The organism is Polaromonas sp., assembly GCF_039930745.1.
GTDB lineage: Bacteria > Pseudomonadota > Gammaproteobacteria > Burkholderiales > Burkholderiaceae_C > Polaromonas.
The window spans coordinates 13,821-37,040 of record NZ_JBDTTH010000007.1 but is presented as its reverse complement, the minus strand read 5'-3'; the positions used below and the strand labels follow the sequence as shown (position 1 = coordinate 37,040).

The window sequence follows — 23,220 nt, the reverse complement described above, 5'->3', positions numbered from 1 at the left end:
CCCCTTGAATTCAGGGGGTGGATGGGCCTTAATTGGCCCACACACACGCTTTGGCATTTTGTTTCATAGGAACCAAAATGACCCTTACGAATACAGGCGCGGCGGGCTCTGCCCTCGTTGCCATCACCACTGCCCTTGTGGGGCAGAACTACAGCCCGCTGGTGATCGTGCTCTTTGCCGCATCGGTGGGGGCAATCATCAGCCTGGGTGAAGTGCAAACCGCCGGCAAACTTGCTGCGCTTTGGTACTGCACAAAATACGTCGCTATGGCGGTGGCGCTGGCCTCTGGGCTGAGCTACTTCATCGGTCACTACACCGGCCTGCCGGCCGTGGAGTTGCTGGCCATCGTGGCGTTTCTCATCGGCTGGGTCGGCAATCGCTGGGGGGCGGTGCTCACGGCTGTGCTCAATGGCGCGCTGGCCTTCTTCAACAAGAAGGGAAATGGACCATGAAGCAATACCTCCTGTACGTCTATCTGGCCTTCGCGCTGGCGCTGCTGGTGACCTGCTTTTGCAGGCTGGCCTACACATCGAAGCGCAACACAAAGCGACCAGTGCGTTGGGCCTTCACCTTTCTGGCGGTATTCGCGCTGACCTGCTTGTTCTCGCCCTTCTGGGGGTATGAGCCCGGCCTGTTGCTCACGGTGGGCGTGGCCGCCATGTTCTGCGTGCAATTCGTGACTGCCCACTACTGGCGGCGCGGCCTGCCCAACGCCTTCAGGGAGTCAACATGAAAAACAGCCGCAGCCTTGATGACCTCAACCCGGAAACAAAACTCCGGTTCCAGTCCATGCTGGCGCGATGCGCCGCCGACCCTTGGTTCGTGCGGAACGGCATCACGGTCCTGGTGACCAGCACCTTGCGCGACGGCGAATCCCAGAACGCGCTGTACGCCCAGGGCCGGACCAAACCCGGCAAGATCGTCACCAACGCCCAGGCGGGCTACAGCTGGCACAACTTCGCCTGTGCCGGCGACGTTGTGCCGCTGCGCAATGGCATCGCCATCTGGGGAACGAAGGGCGACGGTATCGATGAGGACCCAACCGACGACCACACCGACGACCTCGAGGTGTGGGAGCGCGTGGCCGCCCATGGTGAAGCCGCTGGTCTGGAGTGGGCCGGCCGATGGAGGACGTTCAAGGAGTTCGCGCACTTCCAGTACACCGGCGGCCTGAGCATGGAGCAGATGCGCCTTCGCGGGGTGCCTGCATGACTGACATCCTCGCCTGGTTCAATCTCGGCCGCTGGCTGATGCTGCTGGCGCTGGCCGGCGCCCTGACCTTGGGCTACTTCGCCTGGGCCGACCACCAGCAGGACATCGGCTACGGTAAGGCTCGCGCCGAATACGCCAAGCAGGCCAAGGACGTTGACGACAAGCGCGCAGCCGTCGCACCGCCAATAGTTGCCAAACAGGAAGCCGCGCAAGCGAAGATCCGCACGGTAACGGAAACCATCATTAAAGAGGTACCGATTTATGTCAAAGCTGATACTTGCCCTATGTCTGGCGGCTTCCGGGTGCTCCACGACGCCGCTGCCAATGGCGAAGTTCCCAACCCCGCCGCCATCCCTGATGCTGCCCCAGTACCAGCTCAAACCGCTGCCAGCACCGTCGCCGAAAATTACGGAACCTGTCGCGCAGCCATTGAAAACCTGAGCGGACTGCGCGAATGGGTGAGAGTGCAGGAAGCCTTGAAATAGGGCGTGCTCGACGGGCGTTTTCCGCTCCGCAAATGCACCATGAGATACGGCCGAATGCGGGCTAAATAGCTGGTAATAATTCCAGTTTTGCGGAGCGCGAATCAGGCCGCAACCCGCATGGAATATGGATTTCATAGCCAGCTTAGAAGGCTGATGCTCTATCCAACTGAGCTACGGGCAGAAAAGCGGATACGGCGAATGTAAACGCAGATGTGAAAAAAGCCCACCACAGTGAGCTTTTTTTGGATGAATCTTTGGTCGGAGTACAAGGATTCGAACCTTGGACCCCCTGGTCCCAAACCAGGTGCGCTACCAGACTGCGCCACACTCCGACAAGTCCAAGATTATAGCCCGAACCGGTAGCCTGCCGCGCGCCTTGCTGAATTATTTGACCGGGCGCAAGCGGGGGCGGAGTTTCAGGGCTTCTGGGGTACTGCGTCCTGCCGAACAGGGTGTCGCGCGCCTTGTCGTCGTTGATGCGCACCTTGACGCCGCGTTGCACTGCTGGGCGGGCCGCGATCAGGTCAAACCATTTTTCAGATGCGCCGTCCGGGGTGGGTCAAGAATAAACCTTGATCATCGCGTTGCCTTCAACCTATGATGTTTGCTGGACCTTAAGAGAAATTCCGGAACCATGTTCGAGCGCCTGAAAAAAGTCTTTGCAGGAAGCGAAACGCCGCTGCCGCAAGCCGTGCCTCCCGATGCGGTGTCGGAGTGGGCGGGCACGCAAGGCTTCAGTTACGCCAGCCAGGGCAAGGGAGCCGGTTTTGTACTGACAGGCAAGGTGCGCGGTAAACCCTGGAAGCTTGAGAGCGGGGCGGCAACACGCGACTACATCGTGGGTGAGGAATTGCGTGCACGCGCTGCACTGGGCATCAACGAAGATGCCGCAGTGCTGATCATGAACCGGCCGCTCAAGGAATCGCTGGAAAAGCGCGCCTACGGCATGTATACCGACACGCTGCAGACCACGGCAGCCCCTGGCCTTCCGGAAGAAATGCGCTGGCTCGCCATGTACGAGGAGTTCGGCTGGAGCAGCGTGGTGCCCGAGTTCTGGGAACGTTATGCGGTGCTGGCAGACCGGCGCGACAACGCCTTGGCTTGGGTGGACAACAACCTGGCGGAAATGCTGCTGCACTGGCCCGAGCCCGGCCCGGATCCGCAAACGCCATTCATCCTGATGCTGCTGCGCGGCAAGGCCTACCTGCGCATGCAGCACAGCCCGCCCACCATCGCCACGCTGCAGCATGCGGCCATTGTGTACACCAGCGCGTGTGAGGCGGCGCTGGCTGGCCTGTCTACCGACATTCCCCTGTAATTTCAAGCAAAATCAGGCGCCAGCCCATAAGGGACGGGCGCCATCAGCTACTCTTTTAATAGCGGATAGCGCGCCGTCGCCTGAGAGGCCGCCTTAGCTGCCGCGCGTGATCGGCATCTCGACTGCGCCGGGCATGGCCAGGTGTTTGGCCAGTTCCAGTTTGGCCAGGGAAGCGCGGTGCACTTCGTCCGGGCCGTCGGCCAGGCGCAGGGTGCGCTGGTGCGCATAGGCATAGGCCAGCGGGAAGTCGTCCGACACGCCGCCGCCGCCATGGGCCTGGATGGCCCAGTCGATGATCTGGCAGGCCATGTTGGGCGCCACCACCTTGATCATGGCGATTTCGGCCTTGGCGACCTTGTTGCCGACAGTGTCCATCATGTAGGCGGCCTTGAGCGTCAGCAGGCGCGCCTGGTCGATCATGCAGCGCGCTTCTGCAATACGCTCATGCCAGACCGACTGGCTTGCAATGGGCTTGCCAAAGGCGACACGGGTGTTCAGGCGCTTGCACATCAGCTCAAGCGCGCGCTCGGCAATGCCTATGCTGCGCATGCAATGGTGGATGCGCCCGGGGCCAAGGCGGCCTTGTGCTATTTCGAAGCCGCGGCCTTCGCCCAGTAGCATGTTGCCTACGGGCACGCGTACATTGGTCAGGCGCACTTCCATGTGGCCGTGCGGTGCGTCGTCGTAACCGAAAACATTCAGCGGCCGGACCACGGTGATGCCGGGTGTGTTGGCCGGCACCAGGACCATGGACTGCTGCTCGTGGCGGCCCGCTTCCGGATTGGTCTTGCCCATGACGATGTAAATGGCACAGCGTGGGTCACCGGCGCCCGACGACCACCATTTCAGGCCGTTGAGCACATAGTCGTTGCCGTCACGGACGATGCTGCACTGGATGTTGGTCGCATCGGACGAGGCCACTTCGGGCTCGGTCATCAGGAAGGCGGAGCGGATCTCGCCCTTGAGCAGGGGTACGAGCCAGCGGTCCTTGTTGGCTTCCGAGCCATAACGCTCGATGGTTTCCATGTTGCCGGTATCGGGCGCGGAGCAGTTGAATACCTCGGCAGCAAAAACCACGCGGCCCATGATTTCGCACAGCGGCGCGTATTCGAGATTGGACAGGCCTTCGGGTGCCCGTGAGGAATGCGGTAAAAACAGGTTCCACAGGCCCGCAGCCCGGGCCTTGGGCTTGAGTTCCTCGATCAGGGTTGTTGGGATCCAGGCGTTGCCCTTGGCGCGGTTTTCGGCAATCTCGCGGAAGAAACGTGCCTCGTTCGGATAGATATGCTGGTCCATGAACTTCAGCAGTCGGGCCTGCAGTTCCTGTACCTTGGGGGTGTAGCTGAAATCCATCAATATCTCCTGGGATGTAGGGGTGTCGTTGATCGGGGAAGTGAAGTCAGTGCTTCTGCTTTTGGCTTTTTTGTGCAAAGTCCCAGGCCATGCGGGCCAGTGCCGGCGCGCCTTTGGCGGAGGCAACGGCCTGGGCGCTGGCGGCTGTGCCGGCCTCGACGCGTTTGGCAATGCCCTGCAAAATTGCGGCGAGGCGAAACAGGTTGTAGGCGAGGTAGAAATTCCAGTCGGCCTTGATCAGCTCAGGGCTGGCAAAGCCGGTGCGTTCGCAGTACAGGCGGATGTAGTCGGACTCCAGCGGAATGCCCAGGCTGGCGACATCGAGCCCGCCTATGCCGCGGAAGGCGCCTGGCGGTATGTGCCAGGCCATGCAGTGGTAGCTGAAGTCGGCCAGCGGATGGCCAAGGGTCGATAGTTCCCAGTCCAGCACAGCCAGCACGCGCGGCTCGGTCGGGTGGAACATCAGGTTGTCGAGCCGGAAGTCGCCGTGCACGATGGATACCATGGCTTCATCGCGCGCGCTGGCCGGAATGTTCTCGGGCAACCACTTCATGAGTGCGTCCATCTCGGGGATGGGCTGGGTGATGGAGGCAGTGTACTGCTTGCTCCAGCGACCGATCTGGCGTTCGAAATAATTGCCCGGTTTGCCGTAGTCGGCCAGGCCGCGTTCGGCGAACTTCACCTTGTGCAGCGCGGCAATCACGCGGTTCATCTCGGTATAAATTTCAGCGCGCTGGGTGGTCGTCATACCGGGCAGTGCCTGGTCCCAGAGCACACGGCCTTCGACAAACTCCATCACGTAGAAGGCGCGGCCGATCACCGCTTCGTCTTCGCACAGGCAATACATTGTGGCCACCGGTACATCAGTGCCCTGCAAGCCGCTCATGACCTTGAACTCGCGCTCGACCGCGTGTGCCGAAGGCAGCAGCTTGGCCACTGGCCCCGGCTTGGCGCGCATGACGTAGGCGCGTGCCGGTGTGATCAGCTTGTAGGTGGGGTTGGACTGGCCACCCTTGAACATTTCCACGCTCAGCGGTCCCGCAAAATCCGGCAGGTTTTTTTCGAGGTAGGCACTCAGCGCCGCGACATCAAAAGCATGCTGGGCCGATACCTCGCGGGTGCCCAGGAAATGGTCGAAATTGCTCATTGTTTTATTTTTCCAGATCGGCTTCAGAGATGCGCAGCAGGGCTTCGCGGTTGCGCACCACCAGGCCGCCCGGCTCGATGCGGATCGCATCCTCGCGCTCCATGGCCTTGAGTTCCTGGTTCACACGCTGGCGTGAAGCGCCCAGCAATTGCGCCAGCTCTTCCTGCGCGAGCTGCAGGCCGATGCGCACTTCGCGCCCGTCGCTGAGGCTGCTCACGCCGTAGCTGCGCACCAGATGCAGCAGCTGTTTGGCCAGGCGCGCGCGCAGCGGCAGGGTGTTGAGGTCTTCCACCAGGCCGTAGAGCTGTCGGATACGGCGCGCGTGCAGGCGCAGCATGGCTTCGTACAGCTCCACATGGGCTGCCAGGATCTTCCTGAAATCGGCCTTGGCCACGCAAAGAATGGTGGTGTCGCCGTGGGCATAGGCGTCGTGCGTTCGCCGGTCGCCGTCGAAGATCGCGACGTCGCCAAACCAGATGCCGGGCTCCACATAGGTCAGCGTGATCTGCTTGCCCGAGATCGAGGTCGAGCTCACGCGCACCGCACCCTTGGCGCAGGCAATCCATTGTTCCGGCGGATCGCCGCGGGCGGCGATCAGTTCGCCGTCCTTGAAACGTTGGACGTAAGCGCATCGAAGTATGTCGTGCCTGAGTGAGGGGGATAGGGATGAAAACCAGCGACCAGCGTTGATGGCCTCTCTTTCGTCTATCGTAAGAATGGGATCGTCCATAGCCTGTCTTTTGAGTGACTCACAAGACTTCTATTGTCGCGCCAGCGACGGCACGGCGCGCGCCCGGCTGTCGCATCGGTGTCCCCAGCTCAGACGTGGCCGGAAGGCAGGCGCGGCGCGTGCCGCCTGCTTCAATCGTAGGCGGGAGGGCGCTTGTCGAGAAACGCCGCGATACCTTCGCCGCCATTGGGGTGATGCAGGTTGCGCACAAAATGCGCGCGTTCGGCGTCCATTTGCTGGCTCAGGGTATTGGCCTGCGCGTCGTTGATGAGTTCCTTGATGCTGGCCAGCGCGTTGGGCGCGCGCGCATTGAGCGTGTCGGCCAGCTTGAGCGCTTCGTGGAGCGCGTCACCGGCGGTCACGTTGCGGTTGACCAGGCCCAGCGCATGCAGGCGTGGGGTGCCTATGCGTTCACCGCACATGAGCAGTTCGGTAACCAGGGCGCGCGGCAGGGCGCGGCTGAGCGCCCAGCTGCCGCCGCCGTCCGGCGACAGAGCCACACTGCTGTAGGCCATCACAAACACGGCATTTTCGGCCGCGACCACGAAGTCGCAGGCGAGTGCCAGCGAAAAACCGGCCCCGGCGGCAGCACCTTCGACCGCTGCTATCACCGGTTTCGGAAAGGTGCGTATCGAATCCATCCAGCTGTGCAGGCCATTGATGCTCTGGGCCTGCACCTCGGGCGGCAGCGCCCGATTTTCCTGCAGGCGGCGCAGGTTCCCGCCGGCGCAAAATGTGGCCCCTTCGCCGGTGATGACCACACTGCGGATTTCAGGGTTGTTTTCGGCAGCGTTCAGCGCTTCCACTCCCTGGGCATAAATCTCGGGCCCAAGCGCGTTCCTGAATTCAGGATTGCTGATCGTCAGGATAAGGGTCTGGCCCTCACTGGTACTTTTGATTGCGCCTGCCATGTCAATTCTTTCGAGAGGGTGAACTGGCCACAAGGGCCGCACTGAGCGGTTCTGCTGCAAGCAGACGCCGCGGAACTGGCTTCGCCAGGCCGCAGGCGTCGCCCCCTTGAGGGGGGAAGGTGCTACACGCGGTGAGCATCCGACGGGGGTGTTTCAATCTTCTTCGTGCATCAAGCTCAGGCCGATGGCACCGCGGCGGCGCAGCCAGGGGGAAGGGCGGTAGCGCGGGTCGCCGTACACGGTCTGCATGTTGAACAGCACTTCCAGGATGTTCGTGGGGCCATAACGGTCACCCATGGCGAGCGGGCCTAGCGGGTAGCCCAGCCCGAGCGTCACCGCGGTTTCCAGGTCTTTCGGGCTGCAGATGCCCTGCTGGCAGATGTCGCTGGCGATGTTGACGATGGCTGCGACCACCCGCTGGGTGACGAAGCCGCCGCTGTCGCGCACCACGCTCACGGCCTTGCCGTCGCGCGCGAACAGCGCATGCGCGGCGTCACGCATGTCGCTGCGGGTGGCAGGGTTGGTGGCCAGCACGCGGCGCTTGGTTGCGGCGTCGTCGATCAGCATGTCAATGCCCACGGTGCGTGCCGGGTCGAGCCGCTCGACCACGGCCACTGTGGTGATGTCAAAGCCCAGGGGGGCAACCAGCACCAGCGCGTTCATCGACGGCGAGGCACCGGTTTCGATGCTGGCGCCGAGATTTTTCAGCAGCTGCAGCAGTTCCGAGCGGCGCGCGGCGCGCGGCGAGACCCAGACCGGTGGCATCTCGGCCACAGCGGGAGCCGCTGGCTCGGCAGGCGTTTGCGCGGCGCCATCGGCATAACGGTAAAACCCTTCGCCGGTCTTGCGGCCCAGCAGGCCGCCGGCCAGGCGCTGCGCGGTGATCGCGCTGGGGCGATAGCGCGGTTCCTCGTAATACTGGTGGTAGACCGATTCCATCACCGGATGCGACACGTCGAGGGCCGTCAGGTCCATCAGTTCGAAAGGCCCCAGCTTGAAACCGGCCTGGTCTCTGAGAATGCGGTCTATGGTGGCGAAATCGGCGATGCCTTCACTGACAATGCGCAGGGCCTCGGTGCCATACGCGCGCCCTGCGTGGTTCACGATGAAGCCCGGGGTGTCCTGGGCCTGCACTGGCGTGTGGCCCATCTGCCGCGCGTACTCGGCCAGGGCGTTGCAGGTCGCAGCCTCCGTCTTGATACCGGCGATGACCTCGACCACTTTCATCAAAGGGACGGGATTGAAGAAATGGTAGCCGGCAAAACGCTCCGGATGCCTCAGCCCGGCAGCGATGGCCGTGACGGACAGCGAGGAGGTATTGGTGGCAAGAATTGTTTGCCCGGAAACAACACCTTCCAGGGACAAAAACAGTGATTTCTTCACATCCAGCCGTTCTGCAACAGCCTCGATCACGAGGTCGCAATCGGCCAGGTCGTCCAGTGTGTCGGCGCGCAGCAAGCGTGTTTTGTGGTCGGCGGCCAGTGCAGCGTCCAGCCGGCCTTTGCCCACCAGCTTGTCCCACTGCTCTCCCAGCGCTTCCTGTGCCTTGCCAGTGGCTCCTTCCTGGGTGTCAAACAGCTTGACGGCGCTGCCCGCCTGAACTGCGATTTGTGCGATACCCCGGCCCATGGCGCCGGTGCCAACAAGGCCAACAGTTTTGTAGAGTGGTTTCATGGACAGGGATTATCCCGCAGGCCAGACGGAGCTCCCGGGTCCTGCTTTCAGGGCGCTCGCAGTGGCGGGCGTTTGCGCGCTCCGGTCGCTGGCGTTAGACTTCTTCGTCGGTTACCCAGAGGGGTGCGGCAGATTTGTTGTGGGGTAGCCGGACCTATCCCAAAGACTTTGCGGGAGCATGCGCAGTGACTCTTTTTCATCTCAGGACGCCTCGGCAGCTTCGCCCGGTTTGTGCCGGCAGTGCCAGAATTGCCCAGTGAATATCTTTTTACACCTCCTCGGGAGCCGCCACATTCTGGTGGGCGGTTTATGGCTGTGCGCGGCTGCAAGCTCGCTGGCGGTGACGCTGGGACCCAACACCCGTTCCGCCGTCCTGGGCCAGCCGCTGGACCTGAGCATGCAGGTGGTGCTTGAAGCTGGAGACAATCCGCAGGCCCTTTGCCTGGATGCGGACGTCTTTTACGCGGACCGGTCATTGGCCAAAAACAGCGTGCACGCGACAATGGAAAAATCCTCCAGTGCGCAGGACTGGCTGGTCCATGTTCGCGCTGCTGCACCCGTCGAAGGCCCGGTGGTAACGGTTCATCTGAGTGCCGGATGCCAGCAGAAAACCTCGCGGCGGTATGTGGTGCTGGCGGCATCCAGTCCGCGGGCCGCAGCGTTGGCGGCAACGGGAACGCCCTCACTCCCTGCGCCCGATGCCCAGCCGGCGCCGGAATTGGGTGCCGAAAAAGTCCAGTCCCTTGAAGCCGAGCTTCGCCAGCTGCGTGCCGATTTGCAGAGAAACCAGGCCGCCCTGGCCGAAAGCAGGGTCCAGCTGGAAAAAGTCGACGGCGGACGTTACGACAAGATCCTTGTGTATGGCCTGGCTGCGCTTTTGTCCATTGCAATCGTCGGCGTGCTCTTCATTTCCTACCTGCGTGCCATCTCGCGGATAGAGCCCTCCAGCGGTGCATCCGGGCCAGGGGGACTAGGCCCCGACCCCGGCCCATCGACACTCATGCCCGCGTTCGGGACAAGCAGGGCTGGCGACCTTGACACCAACGAATCATTGTTCGATAGCCTCAAGCGCGCTTCGCGCAGCCCGGCGGCTGAGTCGGTTTCGTCTCTGCCGCCGCGTGACCGGCCCCGTTTTTCGGTCAGCGTGCCATTCGTGCCGCGCACGGTGAAGGTGCCGGAGCTGTTTGACCTTCAGCAGCAGGTGGACTTTTTCAGTTCACAGGGACAGCAGGCCCAAGCCATCGGGTTGCTTCGCAAGCACCTGGTCAACAACGTCAAGACCAGTGCCCTGGTCTACCTGGATCTGCTGGACCTGTACCACCAGGCGGGCAATGAACAGGACTACGAGGCCCTGCGCGATGACTTCAACCGCGTGTTCAATACCCGGATAGCACCTTTTGGCCAATACGTGCCAGCCCCTACCGGCGGGGCCACCTACGGCGCTGTTTTGCTGCGGATTCAGGCCGTATGGCCAACGCGGCAGGTTTTCAAAGTCATTGAAGATGCGCTGTTCCGGGAACCCGGGGATGCTGCAGAGGTGCTGGCGCTGGAGGAATACCGGGAATTGCTGCTGTTGTACGCCATGGTGCGTGACGTCATTGAGCTTGATTCCGGTTACACGGCAAGCGGAGACACCCAGTGGCCGGAGCTGGCCATGCAACCCAGGTCTTCGCCGCGACTGGGGGTGGATATCGACCTGAGCAAGCTCACCGACGGCGCCAACCTGCCTGCTGGCGGCGCCACGCGCGCCACCAGGGCGTCGTCGACGGGGCGGGACCCGGGGGGGCGGACGGAAGCTGAGCGTGCCGGCACGGCTTCCAGCCTTGCCGAGTTGCTCCATGCGGCCAGGCAGAGGGATAGCGCGCGTGCGAACGCAGTTTCCGCTGTCGCACCGTTGTCCAGACCTTCGGATTCCGCCAAACCTACCGGGTTGGATTCGCTGGTCGATTTTGACGACTACGACACGGGCTATCGGCCCGATGACTTCGACAAATCCAGCTCCTGAAAGCCGACCAGGCCGATCACTGTCTGCGCTGAACGCTGATGGAGGCGGGGGCCGGCTGGCCTCCCTGGCTTTTTTTAGTTTCATTAAGCTTTGCAGGCCAGTCGTCGTCCGGCTTGCACCTCGCATTCAATGCAATGTGTCAAAATGTAAATATGCATACTTTCCCCTTCATTTTTTGACCGTGTCACGCTTGTTTCTGGCACTGCTGCTGGCGAGTGCAAGTTCGGCCGGCATGGCCTTGTCGCTGGGACGCAGCGAGGGGTTAGCCTTGCTGGGACGACCGCTGGATGTTGCCATTCGCGTGGTGCTCGACGATGCTGAATTGCTTCCGGCGACGTGTGTACGCGCCGATGTTTTCTACTCGGACAGCCGGGTGGAAAACTCCCGGGTTCGTGTTTCCCTCGAAAAGGTGGGTCCAGATGGGGATAGCCTGATTCGCATCCGGTCAAGCGCTGTGGTGGACGAGCCGGTGGTCACGCTGCATGTGCGCGCCGGCTGCGCTACCAGCACGGAAAGACGTTATGTGTTGCTGGCGGATCCTGCGCCGCAACAGATGACCACGCCCGCGCTGCCCGCACGGCTCGCAGCTAGCCCGCCGGCCAGTGAAGCCCTTCCGTCAATCGCGGAAAAAAAGGTTCGACCGGCAATGCCACAACGCCTGGCGCAACCGGTCCGAAGGACAGATGCTGCCATGCCAGCCGCCGCGAAGGCTTTGCCACGCGCCCCAGCGAAACCGTTGGCACGGCTCACGCTGGAGCCGCTGGACCTCACATTGGAACTGCCGCCGCAACTCAGGATTTCCCGCGAACTGCCAAGCCCACCTCCAGCCAGCACGAGCCAGCGCGCGCTGGCTGCTGCAATGTGGAAGGCGCTGACGGCTGAGCCGGAGGACGTGCTCCGGGACGCGGAAAAGATGAGTTCGATGGAAGCGGACTTGCGACGCCTGAGCGTGGACACCAAGGCCAACCGGGAGACGCTGGTCCAGCTCAAGGGGCAGCTCCGGCAGCAGCGCGACGCGATGGGTTGGACCTATGCGGTCGCCCTTGCATTGGCGCTGGCAGTTGCAGCCGCCTTTTACCTGGCGAAGCGGCGGCCTGCCGGGCATGCTTCGGAAGGACCAGCCAAGCCCTGGTGGCGCAGGAAAAATCCGGCTGAAATGGACTGGCTCGCCAGCGGCATGGGAGGCCCTGTCAGGCCAGGGGAAGACAGCCTTCGTGCGGACAGCGACCTGCTTTATGGGACGTCGCAGGACAGTCAGATGTATTCGGGTGGCAGAGTCTCGGTCGGGCCGACCCCACGCAAGCCGTCCCGCACGTTGACACCGCCGCTGTCGCGTCGCGACCGGGGGGACTTCGCCCTGAGCATGCCCCACACGCCGCGCTCGGTCAAAGCCGAGGAGCTTTTCGATGTCCAGCATCAGGCTGAATTTTTCATGTCCGTGGGGCGCCATGACCAAGCGGTGGAAGTGCTGCGCAACCATATTGGCGAAGACGTTCAGACCAGTGCGCTGGTTTACCTGGATTTGTTCGGCCTGTACCACCAGTTGAAGCGCCGCGCCGATTTTGACGAGCTGCGCGGGGAATTCAACCGCCTGTTCAATGCCGACATTCCTCCTTTTGAAGCGTACACCGGGGCCAGCCTGGGCCTGGAGTCCTACGAGGCGGTGCTGTCGCGCATTGTGTCGCTCTGGCCGACCCCCGGGGCGCTGCAGGTGATCGAGGAATTGGTTTTCCGCAAGCTGGGAGCGCAGGCTGAACCGTTTGGCCTCGAAGCCTACCGTGAACTGCTTTTTCTCTACGGTATCGCCAAGGAAATCGTCCAGACGCAGCCCGCCCCCAGCGAAAGCCTGCTGGATTTCGATCTGCCTTCGTCGTCGATGGTCGCGCCGGCAGATTCACGCGGCAGCAGCGGAACAGGTCGGGCCGCTGGCAGGATGATCTTGCCGCGGGTTTCGTCGGCGTCTGGTCAGCGCCTGCCGGTCCTCGATATTGACCTGAGTACCCTGGGTGCTGGTCTGATCGAAGCCCACGTCACGCTGCCGGCTGAGCCGGTGTCGCTGCTACTTCCGCAGCAGGAAAAGGTAGTAGCAGATGCCGCAGTGGCGCAAGAGGGCAACCTGATTGACTTTGACCTGTCCGGGTCTTCACTACAGCCAGTGCCTGGTGCGCTGCGTCTGACGCCAAGCCGACGCAAACGCTAGTGCAGTGTTGCACGCTATCTGGAACATAAAAGCGCGTCTTTTGCGCCATGGTAGCGTTGCAAATCCGCGCGATACCTTGGGTATCGCTGTGGTTTACGCCTTGCCCTGACCCAAAATCCATCGCTTTTATTCGTTCCATCAAGCATGCAACACTGCACTAGCGCCGCACCTGCAATGCGCCGGGATTGACGATGTTGGTGGGCGTGCCCTTGATGAAGTTGACGACGTTGTCAAAGGCCGCGCCAAAGTACATTTCGTAGCTTTCCTGCTCGACATAACCGATGTGCGGTGTGCAGATGCAGTTCTCCAGACGCAACAACGCGTGGCCCTGCAGGATGGGTTCTGACTCGAACACATCGATGGCCGCCAGCCCCGGGCGACCGCGGTTCAGCCCCGCGATCAGTGCCTCGGGCTCGATCAGTTCGGCGCGTGAAGTATTGACCAGCACGGACGTAGGCTTCATGCGCAGCAGGTCGTCCAGTGTGACGGCGCCCCGGGTGTCATCGTGCAGCCGCAGGTGCAGGCTCAGCACATCGCTGTCTTCGAAAAACTCTGCCTTCGACGAGGCAACCTCATAACCGTCGGCCTGCGCGCGGGCACGTGAGGCCTGGCTGCCCCAGACCAGCACCCGCATGCCGAAAGCCCGGCCGTAACCGGCGACGATCTGGCCGATCTTGCCGTAGCTCCAGATGCCCAGGGTCTTGCCCTTGAGTACCGAGCCGATGCCGAAGTTGGCCGGCATCGAGGCGTTTTTCAGGCCTGCCTGCTGCCATGCGCCATGTTTGAGGTGCGAGACATAGTGCGGAATGCGGCGCGTGGCGGCCATGACGAGGGCCCAGGTGAGCTCTGCCGGCGCTGTCGGTGATCCCACGCCTTCAGCCACGACAATGCCGCGCTCGGTACAGGCACCGACATCGATATGGCTGCCCACGCGGCCGGTCTGCGCAATCATCTTGAGCTTGGGCAGTTTTTCGATCAGTTGGCGCTGCAGGTGTGTGCGTTCGCGGATCAGCACAATCACGTCGGCATCCTTGAGCCGGACCGAGAGCTGGCCAATGCCTTTCACGGTGTTGGTATAGACCTTGGCTTGGTAGGCATCGAGCTTGGCGGCGCAGGGCAGCTTGCGCACCGCGTCCTGGTAGTCGTCCAGAATCACAATATTCATGCCGATATTGTGCCTGCAAGTTCTCTGCCGACGAGACGCAAGGGGCGTGGCGGCCAAGAACTTGCCCTGGAAAGGACGCTGCCGCCTTGGGTTGTCACGGGCTGCCGCAAGGAAAGCCAGGACAGCAGCAAAACTCGCCGGTGCGCCGTCTCGGCGGCGAACCCCGCGTCGTACTCTTGCGTTAGCAGGCGGCGTGGAGGGCCGCTTCTCTTTGCGCCATGCGATCCAGCTCGGCACAGACATCGGCCATGCGGCCCGAGATAACCATGCGGCCGGCACATGAGGGGTTGACGCCGGCCTCCAGTTCACGAACGATCTTCAAGCGGCGAGGGGATGTGGCCTTAGCCAGGGTTTGACAAGGTTTTTGGCTTGCAGCCGTTGCATGTCGGGCACCGGAAGCTATTGTTTTTGTAGCATTTTCGGCGCGGTCTGCGGCCGGGCGTCGGGCGGTGGCGACAAAGGCGGGAAGGGCGACTGCTGGCGGTGCCGGCCGCAGGAAAGAGGCGATTGCCTGTAGGGGCGATAGCAGCACGGACAAAAGCGATGAACGAAGCTCCGGTGAACGAAGGGGCCGAAGAGGCGAACGTGAAAAAACAGCGATTCCCATGAGAACTCCTGGAGTAGAGGTAAACACAGGCAGGATTGCAAACACATCGGAACATCCGCTGCACCAGGGTGTTGGTCCACGCGACCAAACGCCCGCCACCTGCTGCGCGGAAAGAGGGAGGTGGCCCATGCCCACGGGCCGCCCAGTGGGGCTACATCAGCATGGTGTTGCGGATCAGGCCAACGGCCAGACCCTCGATTTCGAAGGGCTCGCCGGGCTCTACCACGATGATTTTGAAGTCCGGGTTTTCAGGCAGGAGTTCGATCAGGTTCTTGCTCCGGCGAAAACGCTTGACGGTGACTTCGTCACCCAGGCGCGCCACCACAATCTGCCCGTTTTTGGCTTCTTTGGCTTGCTGCACGGCCAGCAGGTCACCGTCCATGATGCCGGCATCACGCATGCTCATGCCGCGCACCTTGAGCAGGTAGTCGGGCTGGCGCTGGAACAGGCTGCTTTCGAAATAGTAGGTATGGTCCACATGCTCCTGCGCGAGAATGGGGCTGCCAGCAGCAACCCGCCCCACCAGAGGCAGGGCGAGTTGGGCCAGGCTTTGCAACGGCAGGGAAAACTGTTTGATGCGGGATTCGTTGATGGAGCGCAGGGTGTCACTGCGCAGGCGTATGCCGCGCGAGGTGCCGCTGACGAGTTCGATCACACCTTTGCGGGCCAATGCCTGCAGATGCTCCTCGGCGGCGTTGGCGGACTTGAAACCGAGTTCATTGGCAATTTCAGCACGCGTCGGGGGTGCACCGGTGCGGGCGATGGCGCTTTGAATCAGTTCAAGAATTTGCTGCTGGCGTGCAGTGAGTTTGGGCATTTCGGAAAAATCATTGAAGCTGCTCATGGCGGGGACTCCTTGCAAAACAGGGTGTTCCATCGTCCAGAATGGGAGGTGGAATCCTGGCGAGCTGTCTTAATATCCAGTAACTGTATTTTCATCCAGTTTTTTAAAGAATGCAAGAGGCAAGAGCGAGCGTTTATGAAAAAGAAAAAAATCGTCATTCTCGGGACCGGCGGCACCATTGCGGGTACGGCCGCCAGCGCCTCCGACCATACGGGCTACACGGCAGCGCAAGTGGGCATTGACCAGTTGGTGGCCGCCGTTCCGGCCTTTGCGGGCACTGCCTGTGAGCTGGTCACTGAACAGGTGGCCCAGGTAGACAGCAAGGACATGAGTTTTGCGGTGTGGGCCCGGCTGGCTGCGCGGATGAAGCATTTTCTGGCGCAGGCCGATGTGCAGGGCCTGGTCATCACGCACGGCACGGACACGCTGGAGGAAACCGCCTGGTTTTTGCAGGCGCTGCTGAACCCCGACAAACCCGTGGTGCTGACTTGCGCCATGCGCCCGGCCACGGCGCTGGCGCCTGATGGCCCGCAAAACATGCTGGACGCTGTGGCCGTTGCCTCGCATCCCGGCGCACGCGGCGTGCTGGCAGTGTGCGCTGGTGTCATCCACAGTGCGCGGGACGTCCAAAAGGTGCACACCTACCGGCTCGATGCCTTCAGCTCGGGCGACGCCGGGCCGGTGGGGTATGTCGAGGAGGGGCGCTTGCGCTTGTTGAGAAATTGGCCGGAAGCCCTTTCTGTACATGCTCTGTCAGCTATTAAAAACATAGCATCTGACGATGCTGGAAAAAACTGGCCGCGCGTCGAGATCGTCATGAATTACGCCGGCGCCGGCGCTGCCGTGGTCCAGGCGCTGGTGGCCGGCGGTGTGCAGGGCCTGGTGGTGGCGGGGACCGGCAACGGCACGCTGCACCATGCGCTGGAAGCGGCCCTGCTGCAGGCGCAGGCCGCGGGCGTGCGGGTGGTTCGTGCCACACGCTGTCTGGAGGGCCGGGTTCTGCCCAAAGCCGGCGATGCCATCCCTGATTCGCAGGGCCTGAGCCCGGTGAAGGCGCGCGTGGACATGCTGCTTCAGCTGATCGGCTGACGCATGTTTGTCGCGCTGAAGTCTCATCTGTGGGCCTATCCCGCGCTGGAGATGGTCCATATCGGCGGCATCGCGCTGTTGCTGGGCAACCTGGTGCTGCTGGAACTGCGGGTGTTCGGCTGGGGCGCGGCTTTGCCGGTGAAAGAGCTGGCTCGCCTGAGCCTGGGCCTTGCTCTCACCGGATTCAGCATTGCTGCTGCATCGGGTCTACTGATGTTTGCATCCCAGCCGGCCGAGCTGCTGGCCAACCGCGCTTTCACCCTGAAGATGCTGCTGTTATTGGCGGCAGCGTGTAATGCAGCGTGGTTCCACGGACGCGGCTCGCTTGCCAAGCTGGATGTTTTTGCACGGGTGCAGATGATGGCTTCCACCCTGATCTGGCTGGCCGTGCTGGCGTGCGGCCGCTGGATTGCTTACCTCTGACCATCTTGGCAACGCAGCAAGGAGCTGATGCATGAAACGACGTGATCTGGTCAAAGCCACGCTGGCCGTCTCCGCCACCAGTCTGGCACCTTTTGTACGGGCCCATCATGGCTGGAGCGGCTTCGATCAGGACCGGCCCATTTACCTCGAAGGCCGGGTGACCCAGTCCCGCTGGCAGAACCCGCATGTTGAACTTGAGCTCGAGTTGCCGGACGGCTTGAAGCTGCCAGCCGATCTGACGCAGCGTGCCTTGCCGGCACAAACCGCGCCGGTGGACGGCAAGGCCCTGCTGGCCAAAGCCGTGTTGCCCAAGCGCAAGGACAAGCGCTGGGAAATCGAGCTGGCTCCCCTGACGCGGCTGCAGGCCTGGAAGGTTGCCGAGATCAGGCCCGGCACCCAGGCGTCGGTGCTGGGCTTTACCTTTGCGGGCGAGAAGGGCGAAGCGGTGCTGCGTGCCGAATACCTGTTTGTTGGCGGCAAGGCGTACGGTTTGAGGTCCAGCCCGGCCTGAGTTGGCACAAAAAAAAACCGTCTGGCAGACGGCTTTTTTGTCGGGGCATGTGCCCGTGCAGCGCTCAGCTCGACAGGGCCTTGAACGCCCGTGTAGTGATGTCGTCCACACTGCCCATGCCGCTGATGGCACGGTATTTGGGTGCCGCATCCGGCGTGGCCTTGGCCCAGTTCGAGTAGTAGTCCACCAGCGGGCGTGTCTGCGCGCTGTAGACCTCGAGCCGTTTGCGCACGGTTTCTTCCTTGTCATCCTCGCGCTGGATCAAGGGCTCGCCGGTCACGTCGTCCTTGCCTTCGACCTTGGACGGGTTGAACTTGACGTGGTAGGTGCGGCCCGACGCGGGGTGCGAGCGGCGCCCGCTCATGCGCTCGATGATGGCTTCGAAAGGCACGTCGATCTCCAGCACATAGTCGAGCTTCACACCGGCCGCTTTCATGGCATCGGCCTGCGGAATGGTGCGCGGAAAACCATCGAACAGAAAACCCTGGGCGCAGTCAGGCTGGGCAATGCGCTCCTTGACCAGGTTGATGATCAGGTCGTCGCTGACCAGCGCGCCGGCATCCATGACCTTTTTGGCCTCGACACCCAGGGGCGTGCCGGCCTTGACGGCGGCACGCAGCATGTCGCCGGTGGAAATCTGGGGGATGCCGTATTTCTGGCAGATGAAGGTTGCCTGTGTCCCCTTGCCAGCGCCCGGTGCGCCCAACAAAATCAGTCTCATGGATGTCCTTGGATTTTATGAATTCGGCAGCGGACTGGTGGCCTGACGCCGGCCCCAGCCTCACATTATTTTGAGTCGAAGGATAGCACGCGTCCCCCTGCGCGCAGCTTACGCAAACAGCTGTCGCACGCGCTCCAGGTCTTCGGGCGTATCGACACCGGGACCCGGCGCCTGCGTGGTGACATGGACCGCAATGCGGTGCCCGTGCCAGAGCGCGCGCAACTGCTCGAGCTGCTCGAGCTGCTCCAGCGGCGCCTGCGGCAGCGTGGGAAACTGCCGCAGGAAACCGACGCGGTAGCCGTAAATGCCCACGTGGCGCAAAGGCGGCGGCGGCGCACCGGCTGCCCGATCCGCCCGCCACCAGGCTTGGCCGGCAAAATCACGTGCGGCCGGAATCGGCGAGCGGCTGAAATACAGCGCGGTGCTGCGCGCGTCGAGCACCACCTTGACCACATTCGGATTGAGCAGTTCTTCCACGCTGTCGATGGCGTGGGCGGCCGTGCTCATGGCGCAGTCGCTGCGCTGCATGAGCAGGGCGGCCACTGCGTCGATCAGTGCCGGCGCCATGAGCGGTTCGTCCCCCTGCACATTGACCACACAGTCCGTGTCGCCCAAGCCCAGCAGCTCGCAGGCCTCGGCCAGCCGGTCGCTGCCGCTCGGGTGGTCGGGCCGCGTCAGCACTGCGGCCACATCAAAAGCCGCGCAGGCTTCGACGATCCGGGCGCTGTCTGCCGCCACCACGGCGCGTGCCGCGCCGCTTTGCAGCGCGCGCTGGGCCACGCGAACCACCATGGGCACGCCCGCGATGTCGGCCAGCGGTTTGTTGGGCAGGCGGGTGGACGCGAGGCGCGCGGGAATGAGGACGGTAAAGCTCATGCCGGGCGCAGTCTCACAGGCCGAGTTCCTCGTCCGTGAGGGTGCGGGCCTCGCTCTCGAGCATCACCGGCAAGCCGTCGCGGATGGGGTAGGCCAGGCGTGCGCTGCGCGAGACCAGCTCCTGTTTTTCGCGGTCATAGCCCAGCGGGCCCTTGGTCACGGGGCAGACCAGCAGTTCAAGCAGTTTGGTGTCCATGGGAGGATGTTAATGGAGAAAGCAGGGGTGCCAGCAAGGCGTCGAAGGCGGTGAAAAATGCCGCATCTGGCGAAAACTCCAGCGGCACGGCCAGTACATTGCTTTGCCTGGGAAACAGCTTGACCGCGTCTTTTTCGGTGCAAATCACGGTGTAGCCCTTATCCGCCGTGCGCGGATAGCTATCAAAATCATAGTGATCGGGGAGCGCCCGGGTTTCCGCCAGTTGCAGGCCGCAGGCCCTGAGCATCGCAAAAAAAGCCTCGGGCCTGGCAATGCCGGCCAGTGCCAGCAGCGGCTGGCCGGCCAGGCTCTCCAGCGGCACGCGGCTGCCGTCGGCGCGTAGCGCATGGTCGGCCAGGCGCCGTGTCGAGCCGAAACCGGCAAAGGCCGCGTGTTCGCCGGTGTGCAGCACCAGGTCGATGCCGCGGCCGCCGGCGCGCACACCGCGCTTTCGGCGGGCCGGCCAGGGTTCACGCAGGGGGCCGGCGGGCAGCAGCCAGCCATTGCCCACACCGCGCTCGTCGAACACCGCAATCTCGATGTCACGCTGTATTGCGTAATGCTGCAGGCCGTCGTCACAGATGATGGCCTGTATGCCGGGATGCGCAGCGAGCAGGGCGCGCGCAGCCTCGGCGCGCCTGGCAGCAACAAAAACAGGTGCCTGCGTTGCGCGCCGGATCAGGGCCGGCTCATCCCCCGATTCGGCCACCGGCGTGCCCGGCAGGACTTCCAGGCAGTGCTGGCCGGCACGCCCATAACCGCGCGACACCACACCGGCGCGTATGCCGCGTGCCTGCAGATGCCGCACCAGGGCAATGACGACCGGCGTCTTGCCGGCGCCGCCGGCTACCACGTTGCCGACAACGATCACGGGAACGGATACGCGCGCGGATTTGAAATAGCCGGCCCGGAAGGCCTGCCTGCGCAGCTCCACCAATAGCTCATGAAGTTTGGCCACGGGCCAGAGCAGGCGCGCCAGCACGCCGCGCCGCAGCCAGGCCTGCTGCAGCCGCTGCGACACCTTTACCGGGAGCCGGCCTGCGCCGCGCTCTGGGTGGCAAAGGTGATCTGCGTCAGGCCGCTGCGCCGGGCCGCTTCCATCACGGTGATCACCGACTGGTGCGTGGCGCTGGCATCGGCGCTGATGATGATGACGCTGTCCTTGCCGGCCTTGGCTGCCTGCGTGATGGCGGCGCTCAGCGCCTCGATGCTGCGCCCCGGAACGGGCATCTTGCTGACCATGTAGCGGCCGTCACTGCTGACGGCGACGATCACTTCCTTGGGATAGTCGCGCTGCTGGTCGGCGTCGGCCACAGGCAGTTTGATCTGCAGTTCGGTGAACTTGCTGTAGGTGGTCGACAGCATCAGGAAAATCAGCACCACCAACAGGACATCGATGAAGGGAATCAGGTTGATCTCGGGCTCATCCCGCGAAGGGCCGTGAAATCTCATGATTTGCGCAAGGTGTTGAGGTGCCGCACAAAACGCTCGGCGGCAATTTCCATGGTCAGCAGGTAGCCGTCTACCCGCGCGCGGAAGTAGCGCCAGAAGATCAACGAGGGAATCGCCACGATCAGGCCGAAGGCCGTGTTGTACAGCGCAATCGAAATGCCCTGTGCCAGTTGTGCGGGGTTGCCGCCGGCCGCGTTGGTCACGCCGCCGCTGCCGGCTTGGGAGCCAAAAATCTCGATCATGCCGATGACGGTGCCCAGCAGGCCCAGCAAGGGAGCGGCCGAGGCAATGGTGGCCAGCGCAGCCAGGTAACGCTCCAGCGTGTGGGCGGCGCGCCGGCCTGCACCTTCCAGCGTGGAACGCAGGTCGTCCTCGCTGATGCGCGGGTTGGTGTTCAGCGCGCGAAAACCACTGGCCAGCACCTGGCCGAGCAGGGAATTCCGCTCCAGGTGGGACACCACGTCGGGCGCCGGAACCGTGCTGCGCGAGACGGTGATGGCCTCGTCCAGCAGCTTTGGCGGGGCAATTTTGGCGGTTTTCAGGCTGGCAAACCGCTCGATGACCAGCGCCAGCGCAAGGATGGAGCAGGCAATCAAGGGCCAGATGGGCCAGCCTGCGGCTTGTATGATCGAAAACAAGGAACGGTCTCCCGGGCAAATAGGTGCTGTGGATTATGGCCCACCCGGCGGGGCTGGCTTGGGATGCCGCTGTGAAGTAGCGCCTTTTGCGCACCGTGTAAGTTGTAGGACCTAACTCACAGATCTTGTGGATAACTTTGTTAGTAAGTGGCGGGCGACAGGCCGCCGGGCCGCGCCAAATGGGCACTGTGACAAAACGATGAAAAAATGAGCAGAATAAAGTTGTTTTAAATCAATGGGTTACACGAATTTATCTAAGCCTTCCCGGCAAACCACGGGTTTGACCCTGCAAGCATGCGCCTCTGTGGAGTATTGCCCCCGGCAAATCAAGGGGTTTGACCGTGTTTGAACCCTCCCGGACGGCCGACAGGGTTTCACCGGGTGTGCGGGTCTGGCCGGTCGGATCGCTGTTGCGTGCGATTGCCGACAGTCTGGAAGCCCGCTTCAACCCGGTTGCGGTGCAGGGCGAGGTCAGCGGGTTTTCGCGGGCGGCGAGCGGGCATTGCTATTTTTCGCTGAAGGATGAACAGGGCCAGATTCGCTGCGCGATGTTCCGGCGCGCCGCTGGCCTGCTGGATTTTTCGCCGCGCGACGGACAACTGGTTGAGGTGCGCGGCCGGCTGGGCGTTTATGAGCCGCGCGGCGAGCTGCAGATGGTGGTCGAGTCCATGCAGCAGGCCGGGCAGGGCAAGCTGTTCGAGCAGTTCTTGCTGCTCAAAGCCAAGCTGGAGACCGAAGGCCTGTTCGAAGCCGGCCGCAAGCGGCCCTTGCCGCTGTTGCCCCGTGCCATCGGTGTCGTGACCTCGCTCGGCGCTGCGGCACTGCATGATGTGGTGACGGCCCTGCGGCGCCGGGTGCCGCACGTTCCCGTCGTTATTTACCCGGCCACTGTGCAGGGCGCACAGGCGCCGCAAGAGCTGCGCCAGGCCCTGCGCCTGGCCGGCCAGCGCGCCGAAGTGGACGTGCTCCTGCTGGTGCGTGGCGGCGGCGCCATGGAAGACCTCTGGTCCTTCAACGATGAGGAACTGGCACGCCTGATCGTGGCGTCGCCCATGCCCGTGGTCTGCGGGGTGGGCCATGAGACCGATTTCACCATCGCCGATTTTTGTGCCGACCTGCGCGCACCTACGCCAACAGCTGCCGCAGAAATGTGCGCCCAGCCGCAGGCCGCCTGGCTGGGCGCCCTGGAACTGGCGCTAGGCCGCATGCAGGATGGTGTTGAGCGGCAACTGCAGGCTCACAACCAGCGGCTGGACTGGGCCGCGTCGCGCGTGAGCCGGCCGTCACACCTCGTGACGCGCCAGCAAGCCCGGTTGGCCGGCCAGGCCCAGCGCCTGCGGCATGCGTTGCAGTCCGGCATTCAGCACGAAAGAAGCCATCTGAAGGGCCTCACGCAGGCCTATCCGCAAGCCCTGTTCGGGGCGATGCAGCAGCAGCAGCGAAGGCTGGAACGCGCCGGGCTGCGGCTGGTGCCGCTGGACCCGAAGCTTGTTTTGCAGCGCGGGTACACCTGGCTGGCAGACATGCAGGGCCAGGCCATCACTAGCGTGCGCGCCACCCGGCCCGGCCAGGCCCTGCGCGCTACCCTTGCCGACGGCGAGGTCGATTTGACCGTTTCCGCACCGCGGTTGATTTAGTTTTTACAATGCCCGTTGCCCTTCGT

The 23,220-nt window shown here is 63.0% G+C and carries 25 protein-coding genes and 1 tRNA gene; 11 read left to right on the top strand and 15 right to left on the bottom strand.

The features are described 5' to 3' along the window. Positions 1 to 77: 77 nt before the first annotated feature. The 4 genes from ABI660_RS04265 to ABI660_RS04250 are packed head-to-tail and all read left to right on the top strand — an operon-like array spanning position 78 to position 1,697. Positions 78 to 452, top strand: coding sequence for a hypothetical protein (locus ABI660_RS04265; RefSeq protein ID WP_348065289.1), 375 nt, complete (start codon positions 78 to 80; stop codon positions 450 to 452). Beyond that, entirely contained in the window at positions 449 to 733 is a 285-nt protein-coding gene (locus ABI660_RS04260) for a hypothetical protein (RefSeq protein WP_348065287.1), read from the top strand. Before ABI660_RS04265 ends, ABI660_RS04260 begins: the two co-directional genes overlap by 4 nt. Next, positions 730 to 1,212 carry a M15 family metallopeptidase gene (locus ABI660_RS04255; RefSeq protein WP_348065285.1) on the top strand — a complete coding sequence of 161 codons (483 nt, stop codon included), beginning with the start codon at positions 730 to 732 and terminating at the stop codon, positions 1,210 to 1,212. Before ABI660_RS04260 ends, ABI660_RS04255 begins: the two co-directional genes overlap by 4 nt. Further along, the gene (locus ABI660_RS04250) at positions 1,209 to 1,697 is read left to right on the top strand and encodes a hypothetical protein (RefSeq protein ID WP_348065283.1); all 489 of its coding nucleotides are present in this window, start codon (positions 1,209 to 1,211) and stop codon (positions 1,695 to 1,697) included. Before ABI660_RS04255 ends, ABI660_RS04250 begins: the two co-directional genes overlap by 4 nt. A gap of 255 nt (positions 1,698 to 1,952) precedes the next feature. On the opposite strand, the gene ABI660_RS04245 is transcribed toward ABI660_RS04250, so the two are convergent. Further along, a tRNA-Pro gene (locus tag ABI660_RS04245) sits at positions 1,953 to 2,029 on the bottom strand. A 302-nt stretch (positions 2,030 to 2,331) separates the two neighbouring features. Here ABI660_RS04245 and ABI660_RS04240 point away from each other — a divergent pair. Beyond that, complete coding sequence (locus ABI660_RS04240; protein ID WP_348065281.1) at positions 2,332 to 3,015, top strand: hypothetical protein; 684 nt, start codon at positions 2,332 to 2,334, stop codon at positions 3,013 to 3,015. A 93-nt stretch (positions 3,016 to 3,108) separates the two neighbouring features. Here ABI660_RS04240 and ABI660_RS04235 read toward each other — a convergent pair whose 3' ends face one another. The 5 genes from ABI660_RS04235 to ABI660_RS04215 all read right to left on the bottom strand — a co-directional run bounded on the left by ABI660_RS04235 (position 3,109) and on the right by ABI660_RS04215 (position 8,830). Further along, the gene (locus ABI660_RS04235) at positions 3,109 to 4,368 is read right to left on the bottom strand and encodes an acyl-CoA dehydrogenase family protein (protein WP_348065279.1); all 1,260 of its coding nucleotides are present in this window, start codon (positions 4,366 to 4,368) and stop codon (positions 3,109 to 3,111) included. Positions 4,369 to 4,414: 46 nt separating this feature from the next. Further along, entirely contained in the window at positions 4,415 to 5,515 is a 1,101-nt protein-coding gene (locus ABI660_RS04230) for a phosphotransferase (protein ID WP_348065277.1), read from the bottom strand. Between the two features lie 4 nt (positions 5,516 to 5,519). After that, a complete protein-coding gene (locus ABI660_RS04225) occupies positions 5,520 to 6,245 on the bottom strand; it encodes a Crp/Fnr family transcriptional regulator (RefSeq protein WP_348065275.1) in 726 nt (241 codons plus the stop codon). A gap of 131 nt (positions 6,246 to 6,376) precedes the next feature. Then, on the bottom strand, positions 6,377 to 7,156 hold the full coding sequence (locus ABI660_RS04220; RefSeq protein WP_348065273.1) for an enoyl-CoA hydratase: 780 nt from the start codon (positions 7,154 to 7,156) through the stop codon (positions 6,377 to 6,379). A 153-nt stretch (positions 7,157 to 7,309) separates the two neighbouring features. Continuing rightward, positions 7,310 to 8,830 (bottom strand): 3-hydroxyacyl-CoA dehydrogenase, encoded by a 1,521-nt coding sequence (locus ABI660_RS04215; protein ID WP_348065271.1) that lies wholly within the window; start codon positions 8,828 to 8,830, stop codon positions 7,310 to 7,312. 256 nt (positions 8,831 to 9,086) lie between these two features. Here ABI660_RS04215 and ABI660_RS04210 point away from each other — a divergent pair, with 256 nt between their 5' ends. Both ABI660_RS04210 and ABI660_RS04205 read left to right on the top strand, forming a co-directional pair. After that, complete coding sequence (locus ABI660_RS04210) at positions 9,087 to 10,835, top strand: hypothetical protein (protein WP_348065269.1); 1,749 nt, start codon at positions 9,087 to 9,089, stop codon at positions 10,833 to 10,835. A gap of 181 nt (positions 10,836 to 11,016) precedes the next feature. Continuing rightward, a complete protein-coding gene (locus ABI660_RS04205; RefSeq protein WP_348065267.1) occupies positions 11,017 to 13,035 on the top strand; it encodes a hypothetical protein in 2,019 nt (672 codons plus the stop codon). Between the two features lie 157 nt (positions 13,036 to 13,192). On the opposite strand, the gene ABI660_RS04200 is transcribed toward ABI660_RS04205, so the two are convergent. From ABI660_RS04200 to lexA, 3 genes are all read right to left on the bottom strand, one after another. Further along, entirely contained in the window at positions 13,193 to 14,200 is a 1,008-nt protein-coding gene (locus ABI660_RS04200) for a D-2-hydroxyacid dehydrogenase family protein (protein WP_348065265.1), read from the bottom strand. A gap of 181 nt (positions 14,201 to 14,381) precedes the next feature. Next, positions 14,382 to 14,522 (bottom strand): hypothetical protein, encoded by a 141-nt coding sequence (locus tag ABI660_RS04195; RefSeq protein WP_348065263.1) that lies wholly within the window; start codon positions 14,520 to 14,522, stop codon positions 14,382 to 14,384. 436 nt (positions 14,523 to 14,958) lie between these two features. Next, positions 14,959 to 15,651, bottom strand: coding sequence for a transcriptional repressor LexA (gene lexA, locus ABI660_RS04190; RefSeq protein WP_348065261.1), 693 nt, complete (start codon positions 15,649 to 15,651; stop codon positions 14,959 to 14,961). A 135-nt stretch (positions 15,652 to 15,786) separates the two neighbouring features. On the opposite strand from lexA, the gene ABI660_RS04185 reads away from it, so the two are divergent. Genes ABI660_RS04185 through ABI660_RS04175 form a run of 3 tightly spaced genes read left to right on the top strand, consistent with a single transcriptional unit; the run spans position 15,787 to position 17,674 of the window. Then, positions 15,787 to 16,740 carry an asparaginase gene (locus ABI660_RS04185; RefSeq protein ID WP_348065259.1) on the top strand — a complete coding sequence of 318 codons (954 nt, stop codon included), beginning with the start codon at positions 15,787 to 15,789 and terminating at the stop codon, positions 16,738 to 16,740. Between the two features lie 3 nt (positions 16,741 to 16,743). Then, positions 16,744 to 17,163, top strand: a complete 420-nt coding sequence (locus ABI660_RS04180; protein ID WP_348065257.1) for a hypothetical protein — start codon at positions 16,744 to 16,746, stop codon at positions 17,161 to 17,163. A gap of 31 nt (positions 17,164 to 17,194) precedes the next feature. Beyond that, complete coding sequence (locus ABI660_RS04175) at positions 17,195 to 17,674, top strand: DUF6152 family protein (protein WP_348065256.1); 480 nt, start codon at positions 17,195 to 17,197, stop codon at positions 17,672 to 17,674. A 64-nt stretch (positions 17,675 to 17,738) separates the two neighbouring features. Here the strand turns inward: ABI660_RS04175 and adk are convergent, their stop codons facing one another. From adk to ABI660_RS04145, 6 genes are all read right to left on the bottom strand, one after another. Then, positions 17,739 to 18,395 (bottom strand): adenylate kinase, encoded by a 657-nt coding sequence (adk, locus tag ABI660_RS04170; RefSeq protein WP_348065254.1) that lies wholly within the window; start codon positions 18,393 to 18,395, stop codon positions 17,739 to 17,741. A gap of 108 nt (positions 18,396 to 18,503) precedes the next feature. Beyond that, entirely contained in the window at positions 18,504 to 19,271 is a 768-nt protein-coding gene (gene kdsB / locus ABI660_RS04165; protein ID WP_348065252.1) for a 3-deoxy-manno-octulosonate cytidylyltransferase, read from the bottom strand. Between the two features lie 13 nt (positions 19,272 to 19,284). After that, on the bottom strand, positions 19,285 to 19,467 hold the full coding sequence (locus ABI660_RS04160; protein WP_348065251.1) for a Trm112 family protein: 183 nt from the start codon (positions 19,465 to 19,467) through the stop codon (positions 19,285 to 19,287). Then, positions 19,448 to 20,488, bottom strand: coding sequence for a tetraacyldisaccharide 4'-kinase (lpxK, locus tag ABI660_RS04155; protein ID WP_348065249.1), 1,041 nt, complete (start codon positions 20,486 to 20,488; stop codon positions 19,448 to 19,450). Before lpxK ends, ABI660_RS04160 begins: the two co-directional genes overlap by 20 nt. Before the next feature lie 2 nt (positions 20,489 to 20,490). Beyond that, a complete protein-coding gene (locus ABI660_RS04150; RefSeq protein WP_348065247.1) occupies positions 20,491 to 20,919 on the bottom strand; it encodes a biopolymer transporter ExbD in 429 nt (142 codons plus the stop codon). Further along, complete coding sequence (locus ABI660_RS04145; RefSeq protein ID WP_348065245.1) at positions 20,916 to 21,557, bottom strand: MotA/TolQ/ExbB proton channel family protein; 642 nt, start codon at positions 21,555 to 21,557, stop codon at positions 20,916 to 20,918. The genes ABI660_RS04150 and ABI660_RS04145 overlap by 4 nt, the downstream gene beginning before the upstream one ends. A 341-nt stretch (positions 21,558 to 21,898) precedes the next feature. Here ABI660_RS04145 and xseA point away from each other — a divergent pair, with 341 nt between their 5' ends. Then, positions 21,899 to 23,194, top strand: coding sequence for an exodeoxyribonuclease VII large subunit (xseA, locus tag ABI660_RS04140; protein ID WP_348065243.1), 1,296 nt, complete (start codon positions 21,899 to 21,901; stop codon positions 23,192 to 23,194). Positions 23,195 to 23,220 lie beyond the last annotated feature (26 nt).